This window comes from Laceyella sacchari (assembly GCF_024927925.1).
Classification (GTDB): domain Bacteria; phylum Bacillota; class Bacilli; order Thermoactinomycetales; family Thermoactinomycetaceae; genus Laceyella; species Laceyella sacchari.
The window spans coordinates 214,598-240,438 of sequence record NZ_CP103866.1; the positions used below are offsets into that span (position 1 = coordinate 214,598).

At 49.6% G+C, this 25,841-nt stretch carries 26 protein-coding genes and 2 other annotated features; of the genes, 25 read left to right on the top strand and 1 reads right to left on the bottom strand.

The features are described from left to right. The first annotated feature begins 2 nt into the window (after nucleotides 1–2). The 5 genes from mcsB to pssA all read left to right on the top strand — a co-directional run bounded on the left by mcsB (nucleotide 3) and on the right by pssA (nucleotide 7,208). A complete protein-coding gene (gene mcsB, locus NYR52_RS01040; RefSeq protein WP_259436143.1) occupies nucleotides 3–1,082 on the top strand; it encodes a protein-arginine kinase McsB in 1,080 nt (359 codons plus the stop codon). Nucleotides 1,083–1,274: 192 nt separating this feature from the next. After that, nucleotides 1,275–3,722, top strand: a complete 2,448-nt coding sequence (locus tag NYR52_RS01045) for an ATP-dependent Clp protease ATP-binding subunit (RefSeq protein ID WP_022738824.1) — start codon at nucleotides 1,275–1,277, stop codon at nucleotides 3,720–3,722. 231 nt (nucleotides 3,723–3,953) lie between these two features. Further along, entirely contained in the window at nucleotides 3,954–5,327 is a 1,374-nt protein-coding gene (gene radA, locus NYR52_RS01050) for a DNA repair protein RadA (RefSeq protein ID WP_132223205.1), read from the top strand. 3 nt (nucleotides 5,328–5,330) lie between these two features. Then, the gene (gene disA, locus NYR52_RS01055) at nucleotides 5,331–6,404 is read left to right on the top strand and encodes a DNA integrity scanning diadenylate cyclase DisA (RefSeq protein ID WP_132223208.1); all 1,074 of its coding nucleotides are present in this window, start codon (nucleotides 5,331–5,333) and stop codon (nucleotides 6,402–6,404) included. A gap of 96 nt (nucleotides 6,405–6,500) precedes the next feature. Then, the gene (gene pssA / locus NYR52_RS01060; protein WP_022738828.1) at nucleotides 6,501–7,208 is read left to right on the top strand and encodes a CDP-diacylglycerol--serine O-phosphatidyltransferase; all 708 of its coding nucleotides are present in this window, start codon (nucleotides 6,501–6,503) and stop codon (nucleotides 7,206–7,208) included. A 104-nt stretch (nucleotides 7,209–7,312) separates the two neighbouring features. On the opposite strand, the gene NYR52_RS01065 is transcribed toward pssA, so the two are convergent. Continuing rightward, a complete protein-coding gene (locus tag NYR52_RS01065; RefSeq protein ID WP_132223211.1) occupies nucleotides 7,313–7,708 on the bottom strand; it encodes a DUF1573 domain-containing protein in 396 nt (131 codons plus the stop codon). Between the two features lie 226 nt (nucleotides 7,709–7,934). Between NYR52_RS01065 and NYR52_RS01070 the strand changes: the two genes are divergently transcribed. The 20 genes from NYR52_RS01070 to rpoB all read left to right on the top strand — a co-directional run bounded on the left by NYR52_RS01070 (nucleotide 7,935) and on the right by rpoB (nucleotide 25,785). Continuing rightward, nucleotides 7,935–8,429, top strand: a complete 495-nt coding sequence (locus NYR52_RS01070; protein WP_259436708.1) for a CarD family transcriptional regulator — start codon at nucleotides 7,935–7,937, stop codon at nucleotides 8,427–8,429. 124 nt (nucleotides 8,430–8,553) lie between these two features. Then, entirely contained in the window at nucleotides 8,554–9,648 is a 1,095-nt protein-coding gene (locus NYR52_RS01075) for a PIN/TRAM domain-containing protein (RefSeq protein WP_102991313.1), read from the top strand. 177 nt (nucleotides 9,649–9,825) lie between these two features. Beyond that, nucleotides 9,826–10,515, top strand: a complete 690-nt coding sequence (gene ispD, locus NYR52_RS01080; RefSeq protein ID WP_259436144.1) for a 2-C-methyl-D-erythritol 4-phosphate cytidylyltransferase — start codon at nucleotides 9,826–9,828, stop codon at nucleotides 10,513–10,515. Next, nucleotides 10,512–10,991 carry a 2-C-methyl-D-erythritol 2,4-cyclodiphosphate synthase gene (gene ispF / locus NYR52_RS01085; protein ID WP_132223214.1) on the top strand — a complete coding sequence of 160 codons (480 nt, stop codon included), beginning with the start codon at nucleotides 10,512–10,514 and terminating at the stop codon, nucleotides 10,989–10,991. Before ispD ends, ispF begins: the two co-directional genes overlap by 4 nt. Nucleotides 10,992–11,030: 39 nt before the next feature. Continuing rightward, nucleotides 11,031–12,488: a glutamate--tRNA ligase gene (gltX, locus tag NYR52_RS01090; RefSeq protein ID WP_310795327.1), complete on the top strand. Its 1,458-nt coding sequence runs from the start codon at nucleotides 11,031–11,033 to the stop codon at nucleotides 12,486–12,488. A gap of 26 nt (nucleotides 12,489–12,514) precedes the next feature. Then, nucleotides 12,515–12,745, top strand: a binding site (T-box leader). 56 nt (nucleotides 12,746–12,801) lie between these two features. After that, nucleotides 12,802–13,551 carry a serine O-acetyltransferase gene (gene cysE / locus NYR52_RS01095; RefSeq protein WP_083464836.1) on the top strand — a complete coding sequence of 250 codons (750 nt, stop codon included), beginning with the start codon at nucleotides 12,802–12,804 and terminating at the stop codon, nucleotides 13,549–13,551. After that, complete coding sequence (gene cysS / locus NYR52_RS01100) at nucleotides 13,511–14,917, top strand: cysteine--tRNA ligase (protein WP_132223286.1); 1,407 nt, start codon at nucleotides 13,511–13,513, stop codon at nucleotides 14,915–14,917. Before cysE ends, cysS begins: the two co-directional genes overlap by 41 nt. Further along, on the top strand, nucleotides 14,914–15,348 hold the full coding sequence (locus NYR52_RS01105; RefSeq protein WP_022738838.1) for a Mini-ribonuclease 3: 435 nt from the start codon (nucleotides 14,914–14,916) through the stop codon (nucleotides 15,346–15,348). Before cysS ends, NYR52_RS01105 begins: the two co-directional genes overlap by 4 nt. Continuing rightward, the gene (rlmB, locus tag NYR52_RS01110) at nucleotides 15,341–16,081 is read left to right on the top strand and encodes a 23S rRNA (guanosine(2251)-2'-O)-methyltransferase RlmB (protein ID WP_132223220.1); all 741 of its coding nucleotides are present in this window, start codon (nucleotides 15,341–15,343) and stop codon (nucleotides 16,079–16,081) included. The genes NYR52_RS01105 and rlmB overlap by 8 nt, the downstream gene beginning before the upstream one ends. Then, entirely contained in the window at nucleotides 16,074–16,595 is a 522-nt protein-coding gene (locus NYR52_RS01115) for an NYN domain-containing protein (protein ID WP_029072146.1), read from the top strand. The genes rlmB and NYR52_RS01115 overlap by 8 nt, the downstream gene beginning before the upstream one ends. An 83-nt stretch (nucleotides 16,596–16,678) precedes the next feature. Beyond that, nucleotides 16,679–17,344 carry an RNA polymerase sporulation sigma factor SigH gene (gene sigH / locus NYR52_RS01120; RefSeq protein WP_022738842.1) on the top strand — a complete coding sequence of 222 codons (666 nt, stop codon included), beginning with the start codon at nucleotides 16,679–16,681 and terminating at the stop codon, nucleotides 17,342–17,344. Between the two features lie 324 nt (nucleotides 17,345–17,668). Then, nucleotides 17,669–17,818 (top strand): 50S ribosomal protein L33, encoded by a 150-nt coding sequence (gene rpmG, locus NYR52_RS01125; RefSeq protein WP_022738844.1) that lies wholly within the window; start codon nucleotides 17,669–17,671, stop codon nucleotides 17,816–17,818. Between the two features lie 44 nt (nucleotides 17,819–17,862). Next, the gene (gene secE / locus NYR52_RS01130) at nucleotides 17,863–18,090 is read left to right on the top strand and encodes a preprotein translocase subunit SecE (protein ID WP_022738845.1); all 228 of its coding nucleotides are present in this window, start codon (nucleotides 17,863–17,865) and stop codon (nucleotides 18,088–18,090) included. Between the two features lie 47 nt (nucleotides 18,091–18,137). Continuing rightward, nucleotides 18,138–18,671, top strand: a complete 534-nt coding sequence (gene nusG / locus NYR52_RS01135; protein WP_022738846.1) for a transcription termination/antitermination protein NusG — start codon at nucleotides 18,138–18,140, stop codon at nucleotides 18,669–18,671. 163 nt (nucleotides 18,672–18,834) lie between these two features. Then, complete coding sequence (gene rplK / locus NYR52_RS01140; protein WP_022738848.1) at nucleotides 18,835–19,260, top strand: 50S ribosomal protein L11; 426 nt, start codon at nucleotides 18,835–18,837, stop codon at nucleotides 19,258–19,260. Between the two features lie 83 nt (nucleotides 19,261–19,343). Beyond that, a complete protein-coding gene (rplA, locus tag NYR52_RS01145) occupies nucleotides 19,344–20,042 on the top strand; it encodes a 50S ribosomal protein L1 (protein ID WP_022738849.1) in 699 nt (232 codons plus the stop codon). Nucleotides 20,043–20,091: 49 nt separating this feature from the next. Then, nucleotides 20,092–20,223, top strand: a sequence feature (ribosomal protein L10 leader region). Between the two features lie 28 nt (nucleotides 20,224–20,251). Beyond that, the gene (rplJ, locus tag NYR52_RS01150; protein ID WP_054095561.1) at nucleotides 20,252–20,764 is read left to right on the top strand and encodes a 50S ribosomal protein L10; all 513 of its coding nucleotides are present in this window, start codon (nucleotides 20,252–20,254) and stop codon (nucleotides 20,762–20,764) included. A 67-nt stretch (nucleotides 20,765–20,831) separates the two neighbouring features. Then, on the top strand, nucleotides 20,832–21,197 hold the full coding sequence (gene rplL, locus NYR52_RS01155; RefSeq protein ID WP_022738851.1) for a 50S ribosomal protein L7/L12: 366 nt from the start codon (nucleotides 20,832–20,834) through the stop codon (nucleotides 21,195–21,197). Nucleotides 21,198–21,397: 200 nt separating this feature from the next. Next, a complete protein-coding gene (locus tag NYR52_RS01160; protein WP_132223223.1) occupies nucleotides 21,398–22,000 on the top strand; it encodes a class I SAM-dependent methyltransferase in 603 nt (200 codons plus the stop codon). A gap of 248 nt (nucleotides 22,001–22,248) precedes the next feature. Beyond that, nucleotides 22,249–25,785 (top strand): DNA-directed RNA polymerase subunit beta, encoded by a 3,537-nt coding sequence (rpoB, locus tag NYR52_RS01165; RefSeq protein ID WP_375163190.1) that lies wholly within the window; start codon nucleotides 22,249–22,251, stop codon nucleotides 25,783–25,785. Nucleotides 25,786–25,841 lie beyond the last annotated feature (56 nt).

Below are 25,841 nucleotides of genomic sequence, written 5' to 3' on the forward strand. Positions count from 1 at the left end.
GCATGTCGCTTGAACATTTTATGCAAAATGCGATCAGTGAATGGATGCGCGTCAAAGGACCGCAGTCGGATATTGTGTTCTCTAGCCGCGTGCGCATCGCCCGCAACTTGGAAGGCTTGCCGTTTCCTCTGTTGAGTACCCAGTCGCAAGCCGAAGAAGTGGTGCGCAGAGTGGAAGAAGCCTGGAAGAATGATAAAGACCGGTTGGCAGTTCTCAAAGACGCGGAATTGATTCGCATGTCTGACCTCACTGATTTAGAAAAACGTGTGTTGGTCGAGAAGCATTTGATCAGTCCGATGTTGGCGGAGGAATCACGACACGGCGCGGTGTTGTTGAGCCAGGACGAATCGGTGAGCATTATGATTAATGAAGAAGACCACATCCGGATTCAAGTGTTGTTCCCCGGCTTGCAGTTGGAAAATGCTTGGGAACTGGCCAGCCAGATCGACAATTGGTTGGAGAAATACCTCACATACGCGTTTGAAGGTGGATACGGGTATTTGACCAGTTGTCCGACCAATGTCGGCACAGGAATTCGGGCGTCGGTCATGGTTCATTTGCCGGCGTTGGCCATGACCCAACAGTTGAACCGGCTGATTCCAGCTATCACCCAGGTGGGTTTGGCCGTGCGTGGAATTTACGGCGAAGGCAGTGAAGCGTTGGGGCAGCTCTACCAAGTTTCCAACCAAGTCACCTTGGGACAATCGGAAGAAGAGATTTTGGATAACTTGCAAGGAGTTGTCCGACAGATGATCGAACATGAGCAAATAGCAAGACGGAGACTGCAAGAGATGTCTCTGACCCAATTGGAAGACCGGGTACACCGATCTTACGGGATCTTGGCTCATGCGCGGATTATTGATTCCAATGAGGCGATGAAACGCCTGTCCGATGTGCGGTTGGGTGTGGACATGGGCTTGATCCTCGGTGTGTCAGCCAATGTGATGAATGAGTTGATGGTGATGACACAGCCGGGGTTCTTGCAAAGTTACGCGAACCAACGGCTCAATCCCGAACAACGGGACATCCGGCGCGCACGGCTGATCCGGGAGCGGTTGGCCATGGAGCAAACGAATGAGTAATTATTCGTACACATAGAAGAACATTCGCTAAGCATGGAATGGGATACTCCGCCCAGTGGAGTACGTCAGACTCTCGCTCACAAAAAACGTTCGCTAAGAACGGGATAAGAAACTCCGCTTGGCGGAGTACGTCAGACTCTCGCTCACAAAAAACGTTCGCTAAGAACGACTAGTAAAGGTGAGGTGTTAACTATGATGTTTGGTCGATTTACGGAGCGTGCGCAGAAGGTGTTGGCGTTAGCGCAAGAAGAGGCAGTTCGTCTCGGTCATAATAACATTGGTACCGAACATATCCTGTTGGGCCTGGTTCGAGAGGGTGAAGGCATCGCCGCCAAAGCATTGGTCGCTCTTGGATTGGGCTTGGAGAAAATATCCAAAGAGGTAGAGAACCTGATCGGCCGCGGCCAAAATCAACCAAGCAACATCGCTTACACTCCTCGCGCTAAGAAAGTAATTGAACTCTCGATGGATGAAGCGCGCAAGTTGGGTCATACCTACGTGGGGACGGAGCACATTCTCCTCGGCTTAATCCGCGAAGGGGAAGGGGTGGCGGCCCGGGTGTTGAACAACTTGGGAGTGAGCTTAAACAAAGCGCGCCAACAAGTGTTGCAATTGCTGGGCTCAAGTGAGGCGTTGTCCAATCACCCAGGTGCCAACAATCATGTAAACACTCCAACGCTGGACGGTTTGGCTCGTGATTTGACTGCGGCGGCCCGTGATGGCAATCTCGATCCTGTCATTGGCCGCAGCAAAGAAATTGAGCGGGTGATTCAAGTCTTGTCCCGTCGAACCAAAAACAATCCGGTGTTAATCGGGGAACCGGGTGTTGGTAAGACGGCGGTAGCCGAAGGGCTGGCGCAACGCATCGTCGATGGGGAGATTCCGGAGACCTTGCGCGGCAAACGCGTGATGACACTGGATATGGGTACGGTGGTAGCCGGAACCAAATACCGCGGCGAATTTGAGGATCGGCTGAAAAAGATTATGGATGAGATTCGGCAAGCGGGAAATATCATTCTCTTTATCGACGAGCTGCATACCTTGATTGGTGCAGGTGGGGCAGAAGGCGCCATTGATGCGTCCAACATCCTGAAGCCGGCGCTGGCTCGCGGAGAATTGCAATGCATCGGGGCAACCACCTTGGATGAGTATCGCAAATACATTGAAAAAGATGCGGCTTTGGAGCGCCGTTTCCAACCGATCTTGGTGGATGAGCCGAGCATTGAAGAGGCTTTCTTGATTTTGCAGGGGCTGCGTGACCGCTATGAAGCACACCATCGCGTGAAAATCACGGATGAAGCGATTGAACAAGCGGTGAAGTTGTCGGACCGTTACATTACGGATCGGTATCTGCCTGATAAAGCGATTGACTTGATCGACGAAGCAGCGTCCAAAGTGCGCCTCAAATCATATATGGTTCCACCTGAATTGAAAAAGCTGGAGCAGAGCTTAGAGGAAATTAAGAAAGAAAAAGATGCGGCTGTGCAAAGCCAAGAGTTTGAAAAGGCGGCTTCACTTAGAGACACCGAACAAAAACTGCGGGAAGAAATTGAAGTGACCCGCAACAATTGGAAGCAAGACCAAGGGAAGACGGATTCCGAAGTCACCGCCGAAGATATCGCCGATGTGGTGTCCAACTGGACGGGGATTCCGGTCAAAAAGCTGGCACAGGAAGAGTCAGAACGGTTATTGAACATGGAGGAGATTCTGCATAACCGCGTCATCGGGCAAGAAGAAGCGGTGAAATCTGTTGCACGTGCTATCCGCCGCGCTCGGGCGGGGCTGAAGGATCCCAAGCGCCCGATCGGATCATTCATTTTCCTCGGCCCGACGGGGGTAGGGAAAACCGAGTTGGCTCGTGCACTGGCAGAAGCGATGTTCGGTGATGAAGATGCGATGATTCGAATTGACATGTCCGAATACATGGAGAAACACTCCACCAGCCGATTGGTCGGTTCCCCGCCAGGATATGTGGGATATGAAGAAGGCGGGCAGTTGACGGAGAAAGTGCGCCGCAAGCCTTATTCTGTTGTTCTCTTCGATGAGGTGGAGAAAGCGCACCCTGAAGTGTTTAATATTTTGTTGCAAGTGTTGGAAGATGGACGACTGACCGACGGCAAAGGGCGGACGGTCGACTTCCGCAACACCATCATCATTATGACCTCTAACGCAGGTGCTTCCACGATCAAGAAGAGCGGACGGTTGGGCTTCACTGTTGGTGATACAGCCAAAGATGACTATGAGCAAATGAAGCAAAACGTGATGGAAGAGCTGAAAAAATCATTCCGTCCTGAATTCCTGAACCGCATTGACGATCTGATTGTCTTCCATTCGCTACGGGAAGAGCATTTGGAGGAAATCGTGTCGTTAATGGCTGAAGAGCTCAGAAGAAGACTGAGAGAGCAAGAGATTGATTTCCGACTCACAGACAGCGCGAAAAAACATTTGGCCAAAGAAGGGTTTGACCCAACTTACGGTGCTCGGCCGCTCCGTCGCGCCATCCAGAAGCACATTGAAGACCGCCTCTCTGAAGAACTGCTGCGCGGCAACATTTCTCGAGGCGAGTCGGTGCTGATCGACTACAGAGATGGACAGTTGGTGGTTGAAAAGGAAGAGACCACCAAAGGCGCGGCACAATAATCAGACGACCACTCACTGCCTACGGGACGGTGAGTGGTTTTTCCGTTGGATTTGTCATCAAAAGAATATAAAACATCATGAAAAATTCAAATGACCTTGTTGATGCCGTGGGAAAACAAAGCCTATTTTAAAATGAGGAAGGTTAAAAAACAGATTTGTAACATGATGTTTTTGTCAAGATATTTGTTATAATGAGGAGTAAATATAATAGAAGTGAGTAGGGGACGAGCTGTGGCGAAAAAAAAGACCAAGTTTGTGTGCCAGGAATGCGGATATGAATCGGCCAAATGGATGGGGCGTTGCCCAGGATGCGGAACCTGGAATGCCATGGTGGAAGAGATGGATAGCAAAGCGGCCATCATTCCGGGCACGGGGTTGAAAATCCGTGACAAACATGAAAAAGCGACGCCGATTACGCAAGTGGAGAAGCTGGATCAGCCGCGTTCCGACACGGGCATCAAGGAATTGAACCGCGTTTTGGGCGGAGGCTTGGTGCCGGGTTCTTTTATTTTGGTCGGAGGTGACCCGGGAATCGGGAAATCGACGCTGCTTCTGCAAGCGTCACATGAATTAGCCAAGCGCGGGTTGCCCATCTTATATGTATCGGGAGAAGAATCGACGGAGCAGATCCGCATTCGTGCCGATCGGCTTGGAGCGTTGAGCGAGAACTTATTGGTGGCTTCCGAAACCAATTTGACTGCGATCGAAAGCCTGATGGATGAAAATAACCCAAAATTAATGGTGGTTGACTCCATTCAAACGGTGTTTCATCCGGAAGTGATGTCTGCACCAGGGAGCGTTGCCCAAGTGCGGGAATGCACCGGCACGCTGATGCGTTGGGCCAAGGACAGAGGCATGGCGATCATCATCGTGGGTCATGTGACCAAAGCGGGGGCGATCGCTGGGCCGAGGATGTTGGAGCACATGGTGGATTGCGTTTTGTATTTTGAAGGGGAGCGCCACCATACGTACCGGGTGCTCAGAGCAGTCAAAAACCGGTTTGGATCGACCAATGAAATCGGCGTATTTGAAATGAAGGAAAGCGGATTGGCAGAAGTGGATAATCCTTCAGAGATGTTTTTGTCGGGAAGGCCCGTGGGCGCTCCTGGTACCGCTGTGGCCGCAAGTATCGAGGGAACGCGGCCGGTTTTGATTGAGTTACAGGCCTTGGTCGCACCTACAAGTTTTGCTACGCCTAAACGAATGGCAACCGGGGTTGATCACAACCGCGTCACCATGATTATGGCGGTGTTGGAGAAACGGCTCGGCTTTTTCCTGCAAAATCAGGATGCCTATATCAATGTGGTCGGCGGAGTACGGTTGGATGAACCAGCTGTCGATTTGGCCATGGCCATCAGCTTGGCGTCAAGCTTTCGCGATGTTTCTACATCCGCGCACGATTTGTTCATCGGCGAGGTAGGGCTGACAGGGGAAGTGCGTGGCGTTTCGCGCATTGAACAGCGGGTGGCGGAAGCGGCAAATATGGGATTTCGGCGTGTCGTCATTCCGGAGAAGAACCGGCGGGGTTGGACGCCGCCGGAAGGGGTGGAACTGATAGGGGTGCATACATTAGAAGAAGCATTGCGTGTGGCGTTGGGGGGGTAATGAGTGAAAGACGAGCAAAAAGAAACAAGTTCCAGTGAGATGTTACGCTTAATCGCTCCGGGCACCACATTGCGCGAAGGGTTGGACAATGTGCTGGGCGCCAAAACAGGTGCATTGATTGTGATTGGCTATGACGATAGCGTCCGGGAAATCGTGGATGGAGGATTTCACATTGATTGCCCGTTTACGCCGGCTTTTCTGTACGAACTCGCCAAAATGGACGGCGCCATCATCTTAAGCAATGACGGGAAACGGATATTGTATGCCAATGCCCAGTTGGTACCCAGCTCGGATATTCCTTCAACTGAGACGGGAATCCGTCACCGGACGGCTCAGAGAACGGCAAAGCAAACCGGTAAATTGGTTGTGTCCATTTCTCAGCGCAGGAATATCATTACATTGTACAAAGGGCATTTTCGGTACGCATTGAAAGATATTGGTGTGATCCTTACCAAAGCGAACCAAGCGGTGCAGACATTGGAGAAATATAAATCCGTCTTGGATCAAACAACAACCAATTTGACTGCGTTGGAATTTGAGGAATTGGTTACCCTAAGTGAAGTGGCACTCGTGCTACAACGGGTGGAGATGGTTTTGCGCATTAAGCGGGAGATTGAAACGTACATTCATGAGTTGGGGACGGAAGGTCGACTCATCAGCATGCAGCTGGAGGAACTTGTGGCTGATGTGGAGGAGGAGGCGGAGCTGTTGATCAGGGATTACTGTCTGAATCCCGATATTGAACCACAAACGGTCTTCTGCGAACTGCAAAAGCTGTCCGCCGATGAGTTGTTGGAGCACTCCCTTCTGGTGCGGTTGTTGGGGTACGTGGGCAATGTGAATATCCAGGAAGAATCTGTTTCGCCGAAAGGATACCGCATTCTCAACAAAATTCCGCGCTTGCCATCCAACATCATTTTCAAGTTGGTTTCGCGCTTTGAAAACCTGTCGCGGATTATGATGGCGACCATAGAGGAATTGGATGATGTGGAAGGCATTGGGCATGTGCGAGCTCGCACGATTAAAGAAGGATTGAAGCGGATTCAGGAACAGGTGTTTATTGACAGACATATCTAAATAACCTAGAATGTAACCACTAAAGCAAATTGAACGAAAACAGGGAAGTGGGATGGGCTCATAACCACCCGTTGACACTTGTTAGGAGGTTCCCTTATGTTTGCGAAGGCGTTGCCCAGTTGTTTTACGGTTGGCAACTTGTTTCTCGGTGTCATCTCGATTATTTTAGCCATACAGCATTCTTGGCAATATGCGGCCATTATGGTGATAATCGGCATGCTGTTGGATGGATTGGACGGACGGGTCGCCCGCATGCTTAATACGCAGAGCGAATTTGGAAAAGAGCTGGACTCATTATCGGATGTTATTTCTTTTGGTGTTGCGCCTGCGATCATCATGTACGGGACGACGTTGAGCGAAATGGGCCCTTTGGGTTGGTTGGTTACGGCCATCTTCCCGATCTGTGGCGCACTGCGGTTGGCGCGCTTCAATGTTCATCCGGGTGAGCCGGGGTATTTCATCGGATTGCCTATTACGGCTGCCGGAGGAATTCTGGCAACGATGGCCTTGTATAGTGACATGTTGCCCAACAAAGTGGCGCTTATGATTGCAATGCTGTTTTTGTCGTATTTGATGATAAGCCAAGTGAAATATCCGACGTTCAAAAAAGTCGGGTTGCCGAAGTCGGCGATTTGGTTGGCACCACTGTTTTTGATTATGATCGCGGTGGCCGCTTTCCGGTTCCCGCATGAATTGCCGAAAGTGATGTTTGTGCCGTTGGCGTTGTATGCCATATACGGCGTGAAAAAGTCGTTGGAACTGAAGCGAAAAGACAACGAAGATCCCGTCGAAGAGCTCAAATAGACAACAAACAACCCTGTTGCGATGCAGGGTTGTTTTTTATGCCGTCGATTTGACGGTCGAACTTGCAAGGGTATGCGAAACCCGTTTGTTTGGGCGAAGATCGACTAACGAAGATGAAAAACCCCGAGTGTGGACAGATGATCCGATTCTTGCTTCAGCACTTCGGGAATAGAGATGTGCAGGAGATTGCACAGCGCAGCCACATAAAAAAGATGCTTACCCATTTCGTGTTTGACGACATCCAAGCAATGATCACACAGCTTGCCGGAAAGGTGAGTTTGGAAGTGGTTTTTCCAGTCAGATGTGGTCAAGTCGTCAGGAATAGCCTGCCGGCTAGCGTTGACTTCAATACAACCGCATTCGGTCACGGCTTTCATCAAAGCGCGAACCACGCGCGCATTCGCTTCCTGCAATTTGGATGTCACATCCAAAAAGCTGCGGTGCCGAAGCAAAAGGTCCGCCACCTGCTCTTGAAAAGAATGAAGGTTGTCTTCACTCATCGCCTTCACCTCGCATGGGGATTGGTGAAACTAAAATCCGGGTTCACTAATTTTATTATATAGACGATTCTACAATCGTGTCAATTTTTCATCTAAACAGACAATAACTTTTCCGGAGCTTATATATTGACGCGATGTGGATTTATGTGCTAATATAAACTTTTTTATTTTATTGACGGGGGTGTAATTTTGTGATATCTTGGAAATAGATATTGCCCTCTCGGAGGTGGGTGTTTTGTTCAATATTGGCGATAAAGTGGTTTATCCCATGCATGGTGCGGGTATCATCGAGTCGATCGAGGAAAAGGAGATTTTGGGTGAGCGACAGAAGTACTATGTGATGAGGATGCCCATTGGGGATATGAAAGTGATGGTTCCCATGCGCAATGTCGAAAGCATCGGGCTCAGAGAAGTTGTCGATGAAGACACAGTAAGCGAAGTGCTTGATCGCATGAGAAATCAGGAGGTCACGGACACATCCAATTGGAACCGTCGCTATCGAGCCAATTTGGACAAAATGAAAAGCGGTGATATTCATGAAGTGGCCGACGTGGTACACTCCTTGATGTTGAGGGATGCAGAAAAAGGGTTGTCCACGGGCGAACGCAAGATGCTGGATAATGCCAAGCAGATTCTGATCAGTGAATTGGCGTTGGCTCGCGATTTGGACGAAGAACAAGCTTTTGAACTAATTGATGGAATTTTAGCGAAGAAGAACTAATTTTTCTTTTTATTGTCGAGTTTACAAAACGGTCATAAGAAATTGCGTTTGTCTGGGTTTTCATTTTCGCAGAATGTCTATAATGGTAGTAGGGGACTTTGGTTTTGGGAGGAGGTGAAGCCCCGTGCTAAAACGTTTTGTGCAATTGGCTTTGACCTTGATCGGTGCATCTGTAGGGTATTATTATGGGGAAAGGTTTTTCGGGTTGCTTCAAAAATCTCCTCTGAATTTCGGTGAAGTTCCGGCCCCACATTACATTGGCGCCGCCTTGGGCGCAGCGGCTTTGTTCATCTCTACGTATTGGATTTCAGACAATGTAGTGAAGTGGATTCGCTGGAGCGAAGAGAGATTGATCAAAATTCCGGCAATCGATGGGATCTTTGGAGCGTTGGGTCTGGTTTCCGGCTTGATCGTGGCCGTATTGATCCAAATGCCGCTGACCCAATTGCCAATTCCGGTCATCAATCGTATATTGCCGTTTATCATCTCTGGGTTGTTCGGCTATCTCGGATTCAGAGTGGGATATAAAAAGCGTGACGAACTTATCTCTATCTTTACAGCTGGGCGTCAAAATAGGGAAGGACGCAATAAAAAGGATGAAAAGCACTTTTCTGAACACAAAATCTTGGATACCAGTGTCATCATTGATGGGCGTATCGCTGACATCTGCCGCACTGGCTTTTTAGAAGGAACGTTGGTCATCCCAAGCTTTGTCTTGGAAGAATTGCAACACATCGCCGATTCCTCCGATGTGCTGAAAAGGAATCGTGGGCGGCGCGGATTGGACATTCTCAACAAAATCCAAAAAGAGCTTGATGTGAAAGTCTTGATTTATGAAGGTGACTTCGAGGAAGTGCAAGAAGTGGACAGCAAGCTGGTGAAGTTGGCCAAAGTCTTGTCTGGGAAAGTTGTCACCAATGATTTCAACTTGAACAAAGTGTGTGAGTTGCAAGGAGTGAGTGTACTCAACATCAACGACTTGGCCAATGCTGTCAAACCAGTTGTGTTGCCGGGTGAGGAGATCAACGTTCAAGTGATCAAGGATGGCAAAGAGCATGGACAGGGTGTCGCTTATCTCGATGACGGCACCATGATCGTCATCGAAGGCGGTCGCGACTACATCGGAGACCGCATTGATGTGCTGGTTACCAGTGTGTTGCAAACTTCGGCCGGCCGCATGATCTTCGCCAAACCGAAGCTATTGGAGCGTGCACTGTAAGGTTTGGTGATGGGTTGGCGATCAAGGGTTATCCAATGAATGGGGAGAAGGGGGCCACTCCGCGCCGATGTGGTGGATTGCCCCCTTTTCTTGATGAAAACGGATTGCGAGTGGCCCGTGATTGGTTTATTCTAAACCGAAGACGGGCATTTGTGTGTTTGAAAGGAGATAGTTCTCTTGAGTGTTGGTGTGGTGATTCCCGCAGCCGGCCTTGGCAAGCGGATGGGCTCCAAGGAAAGCAAACAATTTCTGTCTTTTCAAGGACAGCCTGTCTTGATTCATACGTTACATATCTTTGAGACCCACCCAGAAGTGGATGAAATTGTCCTTGCGGTCCGAGAAGAAGAAGTGGCGCGTGTGCGTCAACTGGTTGCAGATGCGGGATTGCGGAAAGTGACGCATGTCGTCGTGGGGGGGCGTGAGCGTCAAGACAGCGTGTACAACGGCTTGCGGATGCTCTCCACTGAATGGGTGTTGGTTCATGATGCTGTGCGGCCGTTCGTCAGCAGAGAGGCCATTTCTCGCCTGTTGGAGGCGGTCAAAATGCATGGTGCGGCTATATTGGCTGTTCCGGTGAAAGAGACGGTCAAAATGGTGGATGCCGCGGGAGTGGTGGAGGAAACGCCAGACCGCAAGCGATTGTGGGCTGTGCAAACACCTCAAGCGTTCCGAACCGACATGCTGATGGAAGCGCATGAGCAAGGTCGGAAGACTGGCGCCTCGGTGACGGATGACGCCATGTTGGTGGAAGAGCTAGGGATAGATGTACGAGTGGTTGAAGGCGAGTATACCAATATCAAGCTGACGACGCCCGATGATTTGGCGGTGGCAGAAGCGATATATCAAATGAGGGGAAAGAGCATATGATCCGAATCGGACAAGGGTTTGATGTGCATCAATTGGGACCAAATGTGCCCTTGATCATTGGCGGGGTTCAGATTCCTTATGAGAAAGGTTTGATCGGGCATTCCGATGCGGATGTGTTGTTGCATGCGATCACGGATGCCGTGTTGGGCGCATTAGCTTTGGGGGACATTGGCAAGCATTTTCCAGACACCGATCCCGCATACAAAGGAGCTGACAGCGCCAAATTGTTGGAAGCGGTATGGTCCTTGGTGAAAGAAAAGGGTTATTGCCTGGGAAATGTTGATTGTACCATCATTGCCCAGCAACCAAAAATGGCTCCCCATATTCCAGCGATGCAAAAACGGATCGCTGCTTTGCTGGAGGGGAACCCGGAACAAGTGAATGTGAAAGCGACGACGACGGAAAAACTCGGTTTTACCGGAAGAGGCGAGGGCATCGCAGCCATGGCCGTCGTTTGTCTGGTCAACAAAGCATAAAACCGCATATATTGTTTAAGCAAAGGAGTCATGGATGAGATGAAGATTCGAACACGATATGCTCCAAGCCCGACGGGGCATTTGCACATTGGTGGCGCGCGGACGGCTTTGTTCAGCTATCTGTTGGCTAAACAGCAAGGCGGCGACTTTATCGTGCGCATCGAGGATACCGACACAGAACGGAATGTGCCGGGTGCTGACAAGAAGCAAATGGATATGCTGAAATGGCTCGGGATCGATTGGGACGAATCGGTCGATGTGGGCGGCCCGTATGCACCTTACCGTTGTATGGAACGGATGGATATCTACAATCGGTACATTGATCAATTGTTGGCTGAGGGTAAAGCGTATTTGAGCTATGCAACTCAGGAAGAGATCGACAAGGAACGGGAAGAGCAATTGGCGCGGGGTGAAGCGCCGAAATACAGTGGTTGGGATCGCGATCTGACACCGGAACAACGAGCGAAGTTTGAGGCTGAAGGTCGTGTGCCGAGCGTACGCTTTCGTGTGCCAGAAGGGCAAGTGATCGAGATCGACGATGCGATCCGTGGCAAAGTGAAGTTTGAAACAGACGGCATTGGCGATTTTGTGATTCGTCGTCCGGATGGCCGGCCGATTTACAATTTTGCTGTTGTGGTGGATGATGCTCTGATGAAAATTACCCATGTCATCCGTGGGGAAGAACATTTGTCCAACACGCCGAAACAAGTTTTGATTTATCAGGCCTTAGGTTTTGAAACGCCTCAATTCGCCCACATCCCGCTCATTCTGAATGCAGAAGGCAAGAAAATGAGCAAACGGGATGAAAGCATCATTCAATTCATTGATCAGTACAAGGATTTGGGCTATTTGCCGGAAGCCATTCTCAACTTCCTCTCCCTCTTGGGTTGGTCTCCTGAAGGGGAAGAAGAGATCTTCAGCAAAGAAGAATTGGTGGAACGCTTTTCGTTGGAACGCGTTTCCAAAGCGCCAGCTATCTTTGACACGGGCAAGTTGAAATGGATGAATGGGCAATATATTAAAAAGGCGCCATTGGAACGAATTGTCGACTTGGCGTTGCCATACTTGGAAAAGGCGGGCCGTATCACGTTGCCTCTGTCCGATGAACAGCGGGCGTGGGTGACTCGGGTGGTTGCTCTGTATCAAGAGCAATTGGAATACGTGGCTCAAATTGTGGAATTGACTGATCTTTTCTTCCAAGAAGAGTACAAAGTGACCGAAGAAGCCAAAGAAGTGCTGTCGGCTCCGCATGTGCCGGAGGTGCTGTCCTCCTTCCTAAATAAGTTGGATACTTTGGAGACATTGGAAGCCGATACGCTCAAAGACATTTTCAAGCAGGTGCAAAAAGAGACGGGACATAAAGGAAAACAGCTGTTTATGCCCGTGCGCGCCGCTGTCACGGGTGTCGTGCACGGTCCAGACTTGCGGGAGTCGCTCGCACTGATCGGCCTTGAGACGGTGAAAAGCCGTTTGCAACAACAGATTGACAAGGCCTAAGCTCGTCGGCCAAAATAATGTTAACGCCAAAAGCGATGAATGGGAAAAGTAGGAAGCGTAACTGGATGCCAGAGAGGGGTTGGCTGGTGCGAAACCCTATCCGGTACGGTTCTGAAATGCGCCCCATGAGCTGACCTCTGAAACGGGCGATTGCGCCCATGTAGGAGCGTTCCGGTACCCGCCGTTATAGGGTGAAGGGGAATTCTGCGTTTGCGGAATTCAAGCAGAGTGGAACCGCGGGCATAACCGTCTCTGCAGCATTGTTGCTGCGGAGGCGTTTTTTATTTACACACACTTGGGAGGGGAACAGGTGATGTCGTTGTTTAGCCGTATTGCGGAGACGCGGAGAGTATTGCAAGCGGACGTCCAAGCGGTGTTTGATCGGGATCCGGCAGCGAGAAGCACATGGGAAGTGGTGATCACCTATTCAGGTCTTCATGCCATTTGGGCGCATCGATTGGCACATTGGTTTTTCAAACGGCGGCTCTTTTTTATCGCCCGTGCCATATCGCAAATCAGCCGCTTTTTTACAGGGATTGAAATCCATCCGGGCGCCAAGATCGGGCGGGGCGTCTTCATCGACCATGGGATGGGGGTTGTTATTGGGGAAACGTGCGAAATTGGCGATTATGTGACCATCTATCAAGGGGTAACATTGGGAGGAACCGGCAAAGAAAAAGGCAAGCGACATCCAACCATTGAAGATCATGTGATGATCGCTTCAGGAGCCAAGGTGTTAGGTTCGATCCGCATCGGCCGTTTTGCCAAGATTGGCGCCGGTTCGGTGGTATTGCGCGATGTTCCGCCTAACTCGACTGTCGTCGGAGTGCCGGGACGGGTTGTGATACAAGATGGAATTCGGGTGCAAAATGATCTTGACCAGGTCAATTTGCCTGACCCGATTGCCGAACTTTGTCGTTCCATGCAGGCTGAAATTCAAGCTTTGAAAGAAGAAGTAAAGAAATTGAAGCAAGGGCAACAAGATGAATCATCTGCTCGTAATGAGCAAGGAGGAAATAAAGATAATGACCATCCGGCTTTACAACACACTGACCAAGAGTAAAGAAGAATTCAAACCGGTTCACGAGGGCGAAGTGCGGATGTATGTCTGCGGCCCGACGGTATACAACTACATTCATATTGGCAATGCGCGCGTGTTTGTGTTCTTTGATGTGGTACGCCGCTATTTGCGCCAGGCAGGCTATCGGGTTACGTACGTGCAAAACTTCACAGATGTGGATGATCGCCTGATTAATGCTTCCAAAGAGACAGGCCTGTCCGTCCCAGAAATTGCTGAACGCTATATCAAGGCTTACTTTGAGGACATGGATGCTTTGGGGGTGGAAAGGGCGGATGTCCACCCGCGGGCAACTGAGCACATCCCGGAGATGATTGAAGCCATCCAGGCGCTGATCGACCGAGGTTATGCGTATGTCAAAGACGGGGATGTTTACTTCCGCTCGCTCAAAAAAGAAAACTATGGGAAACTGTCTCATCAATCGTTGGATGAACTGAAAGCGGGAGCCCGCATCGATGTGAATGAGCAAAAAGAGCATCCGATGGATTTTGCGTTGTGGAAAGCAGCCAAGGAACCAGGCGAAATCAGATGGCAAACGCCTTGGGGAGAAGGACGCCCCGGTTGGCACATCGAGTGCTCGGCCATGGCCCGAAAATACCTAGGGGACACCTTGGATATCCATGCTGGCGGAGCGGATTTGTGCTTTCCGCACCATGAGAACGAGATTGCCCAGAGTGAGGCGTGGACGGGAAAAACGTTTGTCAACTATTGGTTGCATAACGGTTACATGAAAATGGGAAATGAAAAAATGTCGAAGTCACTTGGAAATGTGCGTCAAGTGGTTGAATTACGCCGTGAATATGATCCCAAGACGTTGCGGTATTTCCTGTTGTCCACGCATTATCGGAACCCGATTGTGTTCAGCGACGAGGTGATGCAACAAGCCCAAGGCAGTGTGGAACGGATGCAAACGGCGGTAGACAATCTGAAGCACCGCGCGACCGTAGCGATGGACGGAGAGGCCTCTACAGAACTGTTGAATCGCTTGGAGCAGTTGACAGAGGCGTTCCGTGAAGCCATGAATGATGACTTCAACACGGCCAATGCGATCAGTGTCATATTTGAAGCCGTCAAACTAGCCAACGAAACAGTGGCGGAAGCCGTGGTTTCCAAAGGTTCCATTATGGCATTGCTCGATTGGTTCCGCATCCATGGCCAACAGGTGTTGGGCTTAGTTCAATTGGATGAGGAAGAAAGCCTGGACGCGGAGATTGAAGCGTTGATCGCCGAACGCCAGCAGGCTAGAAAAGAGCGCAATTTCCAGCGTGCGGATGAGATTCGCGACCAATTGCTCGCGCGTGGGATTGTGTTAGAGGACACACCGCAAGGGGTAAGGTGGAAACGGAAATGAACGAATGGTTACTGGGCATGACCTCTTCCCTTGCTAAATCGCCGCGGGAGATCCATCCGCTGTTGCTGGCATACATGGGGGATGCGATATACGAAGTTTATGTACGGCATCATTTGCTGGCCAAAGGCATTGTGCGTCCGCGCGAATTGCAAAAAGAAGCGACGCGGTTTGTTTCAGCGGTCGCCCAAGCGAAAGTGTATCGGGCGATTGAAGCTCGACTGACCGATGAGGAAATGGAAGTTCTCCGACGAGGCCGCAACGCCAAGTCGGGGAGCGTTCCCAAACACGCGAGCGTGACAGACTACCGCCACAGCACGGGCTTGGAAGCGTTGGTGGGCTATCTGTATTGTTCAAAGCAAGAGACGCGCCTTCAAACGTTGATGAGTCAAATATTAGACATTGTTGAAAAGGAGCACACCGAAGATGAGTGATTGGATTTTAGGTAGGCACGCTGTACTGGAAGCACTTCGTTCCGGACGGGAAGTGGAAAAAATCTTGCTGGCGGATGGCATTCAAAAGGGAAACATCCAAGAAATCTTGAAGAAAAGCAAAAACGAGGGAATCCCCACCCAATTTGTCCCCCGCGCCCGCTTGGATCAGCTATCAGAAGGGGGAAACCATCAAGGGGTTATGGCGCAAGTGGCCGCTTATCGCTATGCCAGCTTGGAGGATCTGTTCCGCCGGGCAGAGGAAAGAAAGGAAATGCCTTTTTTCATCTTGTTGGATGGTTTGGAGGATCCGCATAATCTGGGCTCGGTATTGCGGACAGCTGATGCTGTCGGAGCGCATGGGGTTATTATTCCAAAACGCCGCGCGGTGGGTCTCACTTCTGTGGTTGCCAAAACTTCTGCAGGCGCGATCGAGTATGTACCGGTAGCAAAAGTAACTAACCTCAACCGAGTAGCGGACGAGCTTAAAGATCGGGGATTATGGCTGGTTGGTAGTGACGGGTCGGCCAAATCTGAGTATACCCAAATTGATTATCAGATGCCCCTCGCGCTGATCATTGGTAGCGAAGGACAAGGGATGAGCTCTCTCCTCAAGAAAAAGTGCGATTTTCTCGTCAAGTTGCCCATGCTTGGCAAAGTGACTTCCCTCAACGCCTCTGTGGCCGCTGGCGTGCTTATGTATGAGGTGTTGCGTGGGCGAAGCACCCATGGTTAAGCGCGAAGAATGGTTGGTTGTGGACGGATACAATGTCATAGGGGCGGATCCTGAAGTAAAGTGGCATCCCGCGTCGCTTGAAGAGGAGAGAGTCAAATTGATTCGGGATCTGTCCGAGTATCAGGCGATGACGGGCCGGCAGGTGCATTTGGTGTTTGATGCGCACCTGAAACCGGGGGCGGGAGTGAAAACCAACCAGGAAAAAGTGTTCGTGTATTATACCCGTCGCGATGAGACTGCAGATGAATTCATCGAAAGCTTTGTCAAAAAAAATAAAAGCCCCCATCGGGCCATCTACGTGGCTACATCCGACTATCTGGAACAGCGGATGGTGTTTGGTCAGGGGGCATACCGTATTTCGTCACGCGAATTGTTGGAAGAAATTCGCGTGGCCAAAAAGAATTTAAGCGAAAAATTGAGAAAAGAGGAGGAAAACCAAGTCAGAAACACATTGGAAGACAGATTGAGCCGGGAGTTACGGCAGATGCTTGATAAATGGAGAAGGAAAAAATAGGTGAAAATTTGACGTTTTTGTTTCTATTCGGCTATAATAACGTTACTATGGGTTTATAGGCTACTTGGTCGGGAGGGAAAGTGGTGAGCGTAGAACTTCAATCCAGTAATTCTGTCGTTTACGACAACGAGGTTGACTACAAGACAATGGCCGACGAAGAGCTGGTTTATGGCGTACGTGTAGGTGATCATCAAGCGCTTGAATATTTGATTAATAAGTACAAAAATTTTGTCAGAGCGAAAGCGAGATCCTACTTCTTGATCGGAGCCGATCATGAAGACATTGTTCAGGAAGGGATGATTGGCTTATTCAAAGCGATTCGGGATTTTAAAGGAGACAAGCTGGCTTCCTTCAAAGCATTTGCCGAATTGTGCATAACGCGCCAAATCATCACAGCAATCAAAACAGCCACTCGTCAGAAGCACATTCCACTTAACTCATATGTATCTTTGGACAAGCCCGCATACGATGATGACACAGATCGGACATTGTTAGACAAGATTCCAGGCAGTCTATCAAACCCAGAAGAAATATACATTAGCCAGGAAGAGTATAACGATATTGAAGATAAAATATCGAAAATTCTAAGTGATTTGGAACGCAAAGTTTTGATGCTGTACCTCGATGGCCGATCTTATCAGGAGATCGCTGTCGACTTAAATCGACACGTTAAGTCAATCGACAATGCGTTGCAACGAGTAAAGCGCAAACTGGAGAGATATCTGGAAGTACGGGAAATCTCTCTATAAAACAAAAAGAAATCAATGGGTTGCAGGCCCTTTAAAACAGGTGTAATCACCTGTTTTTTGTTTAATTCGACAAAAATCATCATTCTCCTTTTTTAAGGATATAAAAAGTTGTGGTATGAATGAAGAATGTTGTTTGTCGATAAAAAACCTTCGTTGACCCAAATGGAGGAAAGAAATGGTTATGAAACGGGGTAGAAGTTGTCAATAATGAATTGGCAGAGGGTTTCACATTGACAGGAAGTCAGGGGTATGTTAATGTAATTTGGGTATTTTCTATAATAAAATCCACTCGAACGGTGATTAACAAATAGAGGAGGTGTCGGCATGCGGGTGAATATCACATTGGCTTGCACGGTATGTCGTGAACGCAACTACGCGCTGACCAAAAACAAACGGAAGCATCCAGATCGCATGGAGCTGAAGAAGTTTTGTCCGCGTTGCAATGCGCATACAGCACATCGCGAAACGAAATAAGCGGCTGGGTTTGAACGCTTGATATCAAGATGGGGGTGACAGCCATGGCAGCTTTTCTCGCAAACATCGGACGCGGAATCAAGAAAAGTGTTTCAGGCACGTCTGGCTTCTTCCGTGGTAGCGTCCAAGAGTTGAAAAAAGTGCGCTGGCCAAACCGGCAAGAGATGGTGAACTACACAATGGTTGTCGTCTTGACAGTGCTGGTATTGGCGCTCTTTTTCTTCATTATCGATCAAGGGATCTTGCAATTGGTTCGCTTGATTACGAAATAGGTGGAATGAATCATAAGGGGGGTACAGGGCTTTAGGCCCTGGTGAGCATGGAAAAGAATTGGTATGTGGTTCACACGTATTCTGGCTACGAGAACAAGGTGAAAACCAACCTGGAAAAGCGGGTTCACTCGATGGATATGCAGGACAAGATTTTTCGTGTCCTCGTTCCGATGGAAGAGGAGATCGAGCATAAGGACGGTAAGAAAAAATCCGTCATGCGTAAGGTCTTTCCGGGTTATGTGCTGGTAGAGATGATCATGACCGATGACTCGTGGTATGTCGTGCGGAACACGCCTGGGGTAACCGGTTTCGTCGGTTCATCAGGGGCGGGTTCAAAACCAACCCCCCTTTTGCCGGATGAGGTTGTCGCGATTCTGCGCCAAATGGGTATGGATGAGTCCAAAGCTACCGTCGACTTTGAAGTTGCTGAGACAGTAAAGGTGAAAGAAGGGCCTTTCGCCAATTTTGTCGGCCGGATCGAAGAGATCGACATGAACCGTTCGAAACTCAAAGTCATGGTCAACATGTTTGGCCGTGAAACGCCTGTAGAATTGGACTTCTTCCAAGTGGAAAAAATTTAATCTGGCAAAAAACTTTTGTTTTGCGCCAAGTTGTGATAAAGTATTTTTGTTTGTTACCCCCATCTTTGGGGCGAGCGCAAGCCCGTTAGGAGAAGAGGGAGCTTGCCTTTCCGTGGGAGGGTAATACCCGAGAAAACCACATGTTTGAAGGAGGTTGGTTAGCGTGGCCAAAAAAGTGATTAAAGTGGTCAAGCTGCAAATTCCCGCTGGTAAAGCTAATCCAGCACCGCCAGTAGGTCCGGCGCTCGGTCAAGCTGGTGTGAACATCATGGGATTCTGTAAAGAGTTCAATGCCCGCACTGCTGATCAAGCCGGTTTGATTATTCCGGTAGAAATCACGGTTTTTGAAGACCGTTCTTTTACCTTCATCACTAAAACCCCGCCAGCTGCTGTACTTCTGAAAAAAGCAGCCGGGATTGAGTCCGGTTCCGGTGAACCGAACAAAAAGAAAGTGGCGACTGTGAAGCGCGACAAAGTGCGTGAGATCGCCGAGTTGAAAATGCCTGACTTAAACGCTGCAAGCGTGGAAGCGGCTATGCGTATGATCGAAGGAACCGCGCGTAGCATGGGCATCGTAATCGAAGACTAATAGAAAGCCTGCCTACTCTGCCACGAGTAGAGTGAGGCTTGTGGGAGGATCTTCCGCTACGACCACGAAAGGAGGAACTGTCGGTGGCAAAACATGGTAAAAAATACTTGGAAGCGATCAAAAAAGTAGATCGTGACAAAGTCTATGAGCCCAAAGAAGCTTTGGCGCTCGTGAAAGAAATTTCTGTCGCTAAATTTGACGAAACCGTGGAAGCTGCTTTCCGCTTGGGTATTGATACCAAGAAGGCAGATCAACAAGTGAGAGGTGCTGTTGTACTTCCTCACGGCACGGGAAAAACCAAACGCGTTCTCGTATTCGCGAAAGGTGAAAAGGCAAAAGAGGCGGAAGCCGCTGGTGCGGATTTCGTAGGAGATGAGGACCTCATCAACAAAGTAGCCCAAGGTTGGTTTGAATTTGACGTTGTTGTGGCTACTCCTGACATGATGGGTCAAGTGGGCCGTCTGGGACGGACTCTCGGTCCGAAAGGCCTCATGCCAAACCCGAAAACGGGTACGGTTACTTTTGAAGTAGCTAAAGCCGTAAACGAGATCAAAGCGGGTAAAATTGAGTACCGTGCTGACAAGGCCGGCAACGTGCATGCCGCAATTGGTAAAGTTTCCTTCCCGGTTGAGAAACTGGAAGAAAACTTGCTTGCACTTGCTGAAGCATTGGTGAAAGCAAAACCGGCTGCTGCAAAAGGTACCTACATGAAGAGCGTTACCGTTTCTTCCACCATGGGTCCTGGCGTAGCTGTAAACGCGCAACGTTTGTCCGGTCGTTAATAACGCTTGACTTTTGCAGCGAGGTTGGGTAACATGTAATCGCTGTTTAAAATCGAATAAGAAGCTACCGTAGACAGTAGGTGCGGACTGATCCGCTTAATATCCTGCCGAGGAGCTTGCGCTGTTGTCTATGACAAAGCCTAGCCTTCGACTGCCTGCGGAGGCTTTTTCTTATTTCTTCAAAAACTCCTGATGAGGAGGTGTACCGCATGTCCAAAGCAATCGAGCAGAAAAAAGTAATTGTTAAAGAAATCGCGGATAAACTGACCCGCAGTAAAACAACCATCGTAGCTGACTATCGCGGTTTGAACGTAAAACAAATGAACGAGCTGCGTAAAGAGTTGCGTGAAGCTGGCGTAGAGATGCAGGTTCTGAAAAATACCTTGACCCGCCGTGCTGCTGAGCAAGTGGGAATGGAAGATTTGAACCAGCACCTGACCGGCCCATCCGCAGTCGCTTTCAGCTATGAGGATGTCGTTGCTCCAGCTAAAGTGCTTTACAAATTTGCAAAGACCAACAAAGAGCTGGAAATCAAGGGCGGTATCGTAGAAGGCAAAGCAGTAAGCCTTGATGAGATTAAGGCGCTGGCTGAGCTGCCAAGCCGCGAAGGTCTCTTGTCCATGCTTCTCAGCGTACTGCAAGCACCGATGCGCAACTTCGCGCTTGCTGTTAAAGCAGTTGCTGACAAAGACGGAGAAGCTGGCGAAGCACAAGAAGCGTAATGCTGCTTGAGTAAATCGAACGGCATTTGAAAAATTACTAGATCTGTATATAGGGAGGTTTCCTTTCATGACGAAAGAACAAATCATTGAAGCGATTAAAGGTATGAGCGTTCTCGAACTGAACGACTTGGTAAAAGCAATCGAAGAAGAATTCGGCGTAACTGCTGCGGCACCGGTTGTAATGGGTAACGTAGCAGGTGGCGGAGAAGCTGCTGAAGAGAAAACCGAATTCGATGTAATCCTGGCAAGCGCTGGTAGCTCCAAAATCAACGTTATCAAAGTGGTTCGTGGCATCACTGGCCTGGGCCTGAAAGAAGCAAAAGCGCTGGTTGACGGAACTCCTGCTCCAATCAAAGAAGGCGTATCCAAAGAAGAAGCAGAAAAAATCAAAGCAGAACTCGAAGAAGCCGGTGCATCTGTGGAAATCAAGTAATAAGCTTGACTCCGGCCGGACCCGCCGTCGTCGGTCGGCGGGTCTATTTTATTGTAAGGGTGGTTTTGTGCAGGCTAAGGAGGCAATGCTCCTTTGGCACTACGTAACTCTCCCTTGTACTGGCAGACAGATGAATTGGGTTTTGCCTTGCTTTAACATGTACGCATGACCGGGTAATGCTGTGGAAGGGGTTATGTACCGTGAGTGAACACTACTTTTCAGCGAATCCACTGGCCAAAAGCGAAGAGCGGGAAGTGATGGCCGAACTGCGCGGGCATTCTTTGCGTTTTCATACGGACGCTGGCGTTTTTTCCAAAAAAGGGGTTGACTTTGGTAGTCGACTTCTGGTGGAAACGGCGCAAATTGAGCCGGGTTCCCGTGTGCTAGATCTTGGTTGCGGTTATGGAGCGATAGGAATAGCCATCGCCAAAGCGGTACCCCAGACTACAGTGGTCATGGTTGATGTGAATGAACGGGCGGTCAAGCTCGCTGAACAAAACGCGCGAAGAAATCGTGTAGATGGCATGGTGCAAGTCTTGAAAAGCGATGGTTTTTCAGCAATTCATGGCCAACAGTTTGACTGCATTTTGTTCAATCCGCCGATCCGCACTGGAAAAGAGACGATATATCGTTTGTTTCGCGAAGCGGCAGACGCGTTGGTTCCAGATGGATCACTATGGATTGTGATTCGCAAACAACAAGGTGCTGCTTCTGCAAAAAAAGAGTTGACATCATATTTTCAAGATGTGGATGTGGTTGAGCAAAAGAAAGGGTATTGGATTATTTGCGCACAAGGGCATTGACTTCAGTATCCGCTTGTGATAGTGTTTTAAATTGCAGAAAGTCTCAACTTTTGAGGCTGGTTTTTTTTGGTATGTGTGGTCAACCAGCCTGTTTAATCACATATCGGGCTGGATAAAATAGGTAAATAGACTGCTTCTAGGTAAAATGAGGTTGCGTATTCACTCATTTTCTTTTTTTACCGTGATTAGTCGCTAATATTGAGCGGCTTTCGACTGGATGCGAGGGGGGAGTTTGTTTGGCTGGTAAAATGATCCCATGTGGTCGTCGGCAACGTCGTAGCTATGCTCGCATTAATGAGGTTCTCGAGCTGCCGAATCTGATTGAGATTCAGCAAAAGTCTTATGACTGGTTCCTTGATGTTGGTTTACGAGAAATGTTCCGCGATATTTCGCCAATCGAGGATTTTACCGGTAACCTTGTGCTGGAGTTTATCGACTATAGCCTGGGTGAACCAAAATACACCGTTGAAGAGGCGAAAAATCATCAGGTGACCTTTGCTGCACCGCTTCGTGTCAAAGTGCGCCTCATCAACAAAGAGACGGGCGAAGTAAAAGAGCAAGAAGTCTTTATGGGCGACTTCCCGCTCATGACCGAAACGGGTACCTTTATCATCAATGGCGCGGAACGCGTAATCGTCAGCCAGTTGGTGCGTTCACCTAGTGTGTATTATAACACGAAAGCGGACAAGAACGGGAAAACAACTTACACGGCGACGGTGATCCCTAACCGCGGTGCGTGGCTGGAGTTTGAAACCGACGCCAAAGATATTATATATGTTCGCATCGACCGTACGCGCAAGATTCCTGTGACGGTTCTGTTACGTGCGCTTGGTTTTAGTAGCGATGCGGAAATCATCGATTTGCTGGGGGATGACGAATACATTCGTAACACCCTGGACAAAGACAACACAGGAAATACTGAAAAAGCACTGATTGAAATCTACGAACGTTTGCGTCCAGGCGAGCCGCCAACAGCGGAAAACGCTCGCAGCCTCTTATACGCACGGTTCTTCGATCCGAAGCGCTATGATTTGGCAGCTGTGGGACGTTATAAAATTAATAAAAAACTGCACATCAAAAATCGTTTGCTCAACCAGAAGCTGGCTGAGCCTGTCGTAAATCCGGAAACAGGTGAGATCTTGGCTGAAGCTGGGACGGTGCTGGAACGCCGCGTCCTGGACAAACTCCTTCCGTATCTGACAGGCGAGAAGGCATTTGGCCGCAAGGAGTACAAAGTGCGTGGAGGCGTTCCCGATGATGGACCGATCTCGTTGCAAGCTGTGCACATCTTTGCGCCCAATGATGAGAGCAAAGTGACCAAAGTGATCTCCAACGCAGAAGTGTCTGATGAGATCAAACATATTACCCCATCCGACATCATCGCTTCGATCAGCTATTTCGTCAATTTGTTGTACGGAGTGGGAAGCACGGATGATATCGACCATTTGGGCAACCGGCGTCTGCGTTCTGTAGGGGAACTGTTGCAAAACCAGTTCCGTATCGGTTTGTCACGGATGGAGCGGGTAGTGCGCGAACGGATGTCGATTCAAGACGCCAACGCGATTACACCGCAAGCGTTGATCAATATTCGTCCGGTCATCGCGGCAATTAAAGAGTTCTTCGGTAGCAGCCAGTTGTCTCAGTTCATGGACCAAACCAACCCGTTGGCTGAGCTGACTCACAAACGCCGTCTGTCGGCGCTTGGTCCTGGTGGTTTGACCCGGGAGCGCGCTGGGTTTGAAGTGCGTGACGTTCACCACTCACACTATGGTCGGATGTGTCCGATCGAAACTCCTGAGGGTCCGAACATCGGTTTGATCAACTCCTTGTCGACGTTTGCGCGTGTCAATGAGTATGGCTTTATCGAAACCCCCTATCGTCACGTTGATCCCGATACGGGTCAGGTGACGGATCGGATTGATTTCCTCACGGCGGATGAAGAGGACAACTACTATGTGGCGCAGGCTAACGCACCACTTAATGAAGACAACACTTTCGCCGATGATATGGTGACGGTCCGCCACCGTTCGGAGATTATCAACGTCCCTCGCGACCGAGTGGATTATATGGACGTTTCGCCTAAACAGGTTGTGTCCGTGGCTACGGCATGCATCCCCTTCTTGGAGAACGACGACTCCAACCGCGCGCTGATGGGTTCAAACATGCAGCGGCAAGCGGTGCCGTTGTTGAGACCGGAAGCGCCGTTCATTGGAACGGGTATGGAACACGTGGCTGCGCGTGACTCTGGCGTGATGGTTCGTGCGAAACGGCCGGGTACGGTTGTCCGTGTATCCGCGGACGAAATTTGGGTACGGCAAGAGCAAGAAATTGACGGTCGCCTGATTGAAGGGGACATTGATAAATACAAGCTCACCAAGTTCTCTCGTTCCAACCAAGGCACTTGCATCAACCAACGGCCGGTTGTCCGCACGGGGGAAAAAGTAAAAGTGGGCGATGTCCTGGCGGATGGTCCATCCACCGAGCAAGGGGAAATGGCATTGGGACGCAACGTTGTGGTAGCCTTCATGACTTGGGAAGGTTACAACTACGAGGATGCCATTTTGCTGAGCGAGAAATTGGTGAAGGAAGACGTCTATACCTCGATTCACATTGAGAAGTTGGAAAGTGAAGCGAGAGACACCAAGCTGGGGCCGGAAGAAATTACCCGCGACATTCCAAACGTGGGTGAAGATGCCCTCAAAAACCTCGATGAGCGCGGAATTATTCGCGTTGGTGCAGAGATCAAGCCGGGAGATATCCTGGTTGGGAAGGTGACGCCAAAAGGGGTGACCGAACTGACTGCGGAAGAACGGCTGCTGCACGCGATCTTCGGTGAGAAAGCACGGGAAGTTCGCGATACGTCACTCCGTGTGCCACATGGTCAAGACGGAATCGTCGTAGACGTAAAAGTCTTCACCCGTGAAAACGGCGATGAGTTGCCGCCAGGTGTGAATCAATTGGTGCGCGTCTACATCGCACAGAAACGGAAAATCTCCGAAGGGGACAAAATGGCTGGACGCCACGGTAACAAAGGGGTTATTGCCCGGATCATGCCTGAAGAGGACATGCCATTTTTGCCGGATGGTACGCCAGTTCAAGTTGTCTTGAACCCGCTGGGTGTTCCGTCGCGGATGAATATCGGTCAGGTGCTTGAGGTTCACTTGGGCATGGCGGCCAAAGCACTAAACCTGCATATGGCTACGCCAGTCTTTGACGGGGCAACTGAAAACGATGTGTTTGAAACGTTGAAAGAAGCTGGCTTGGATGAAGACGGCAAAACGATTCTTTATGATGGACGCACGGGAGAGCCGTTTGAAAATCGCGTCACCGTTGGGGTCATGTACATGATCAAACTGGCGCACATGGTTGATGACAAAATTCACGCGCGTTCCACAGGTCCTTACTCCTTGGTTACCCAGCAACCGCTCGGTGGTAAAGCGCAATTTGGTGGACAACGGTTTGGTGAGATGGAGGTGTGGGCGCTGGAAGCATATGGTGCCGCGCACACACTGCAAGAGATTCTCACGGTCAAATCAGACGACGTTGTCGGCCGCGTAAAAACCTACGAGTCCATTGTCAAAGGTGAAAACGTGCCGGAGCCGGGAGTGCCTGAATCATTCAAGGTATTGATCAAAGAGTTGCAAAGCTTGGGTATGGATGTGAAGATCCTTTCCGAAGACGAGCAAGAAATTGAGATGCGTGAATTGGATGAGGATGAGGAATCGGCAAGTGATAAGCTCGGTTTTGATCTGCTTGAGGAGGATACTGCTCACTCAAACTCTTGATCGTCGCATGCAGGGGGCGTGATGCGCGCCCCTGTGCATGCAACGGGATGAATCCT

Excerpts from the sequence above, each read along its gene's own strand:
- rpmG (WP_022738844.1), top strand. The coding sequence starts at position 17,669 with ATGCGGGTGAATATCACATTGGCTTGCACGGTATGTCGTGAACGCAAC.
- NYR52_RS01115 (WP_029072146.1), top strand. The coding sequence starts at position 16,074 with ATGGTTAAGCGCGAAGAATGGTTGGTTGTGGACGGATACAATGTCATA.
- rlmB (WP_132223220.1), top strand. The coding sequence starts at position 15,341 with ATGAGTGATTGGATTTTAGGTAGGCACGCTGTACTGGAAGCACTTCGT.
- rplJ (WP_054095561.1), top strand. The coding sequence starts at position 20,252 with ATGTCCAAAGCAATCGAGCAGAAAAAAGTAATTGTTAAAGAAATCGCG.
- rplL (WP_022738851.1), top strand. The coding sequence starts at position 20,832 with ATGACGAAAGAACAAATCATTGAAGCGATTAAAGGTATGAGCGTTCTC.
- ispF (WP_132223214.1), top strand. The coding sequence starts at position 10,512 with ATGATCCGAATCGGACAAGGGTTTGATGTGCATCAATTGGGACCAAAT.
- gltX (WP_310795327.1), top strand. The coding sequence starts at position 11,031 with ATGAAGATTCGAACACGATATGCTCCAAGCCCGACGGGGCATTTGCAC.
- NYR52_RS01105 (WP_022738838.1), top strand. The coding sequence starts at position 14,914 with ATGAACGAATGGTTACTGGGCATGACCTCTTCCCTTGCTAAATCGCCG.
- pssA (WP_022738828.1), top strand. The coding sequence starts at position 6,501 with ATGTTTGCGAAGGCGTTGCCCAGTTGTTTTACGGTTGGCAACTTGTTT.
- rpoB (WP_375163190.1), top strand. The coding sequence starts at position 22,249 with ATGATCCCATGTGGTCGTCGGCAACGTCGTAGCTATGCTCGCATTAAT.
- cysE (WP_083464836.1), top strand. The coding sequence starts at position 12,802 with ATGTCGTTGTTTAGCCGTATTGCGGAGACGCGGAGAGTATTGCAAGCG.
- NYR52_RS01045 (WP_022738824.1), top strand. The coding sequence starts at position 1,275 with ATGATGTTTGGTCGATTTACGGAGCGTGCGCAGAAGGTGTTGGCGTTA.
- secE (WP_022738845.1), top strand. The coding sequence starts at position 17,863 with ATGGCAGCTTTTCTCGCAAACATCGGACGCGGAATCAAGAAAAGTGTT.
- NYR52_RS01065 (WP_132223211.1), bottom strand. The coding sequence starts at position 7,708 with ATGAGTGAAGACAACCTTCATTCTTTTCAAGAGCAGGTGGCGGACCTT.
- nusG (WP_022738846.1), top strand. The coding sequence starts at position 18,138 with ATGGAAAAGAATTGGTATGTGGTTCACACGTATTCTGGCTACGAGAAC.
- mcsB (WP_259436143.1), top strand. The coding sequence starts at position 3 with ATGTCGCTTGAACATTTTATGCAAAATGCGATCAGTGAATGGATGCGC.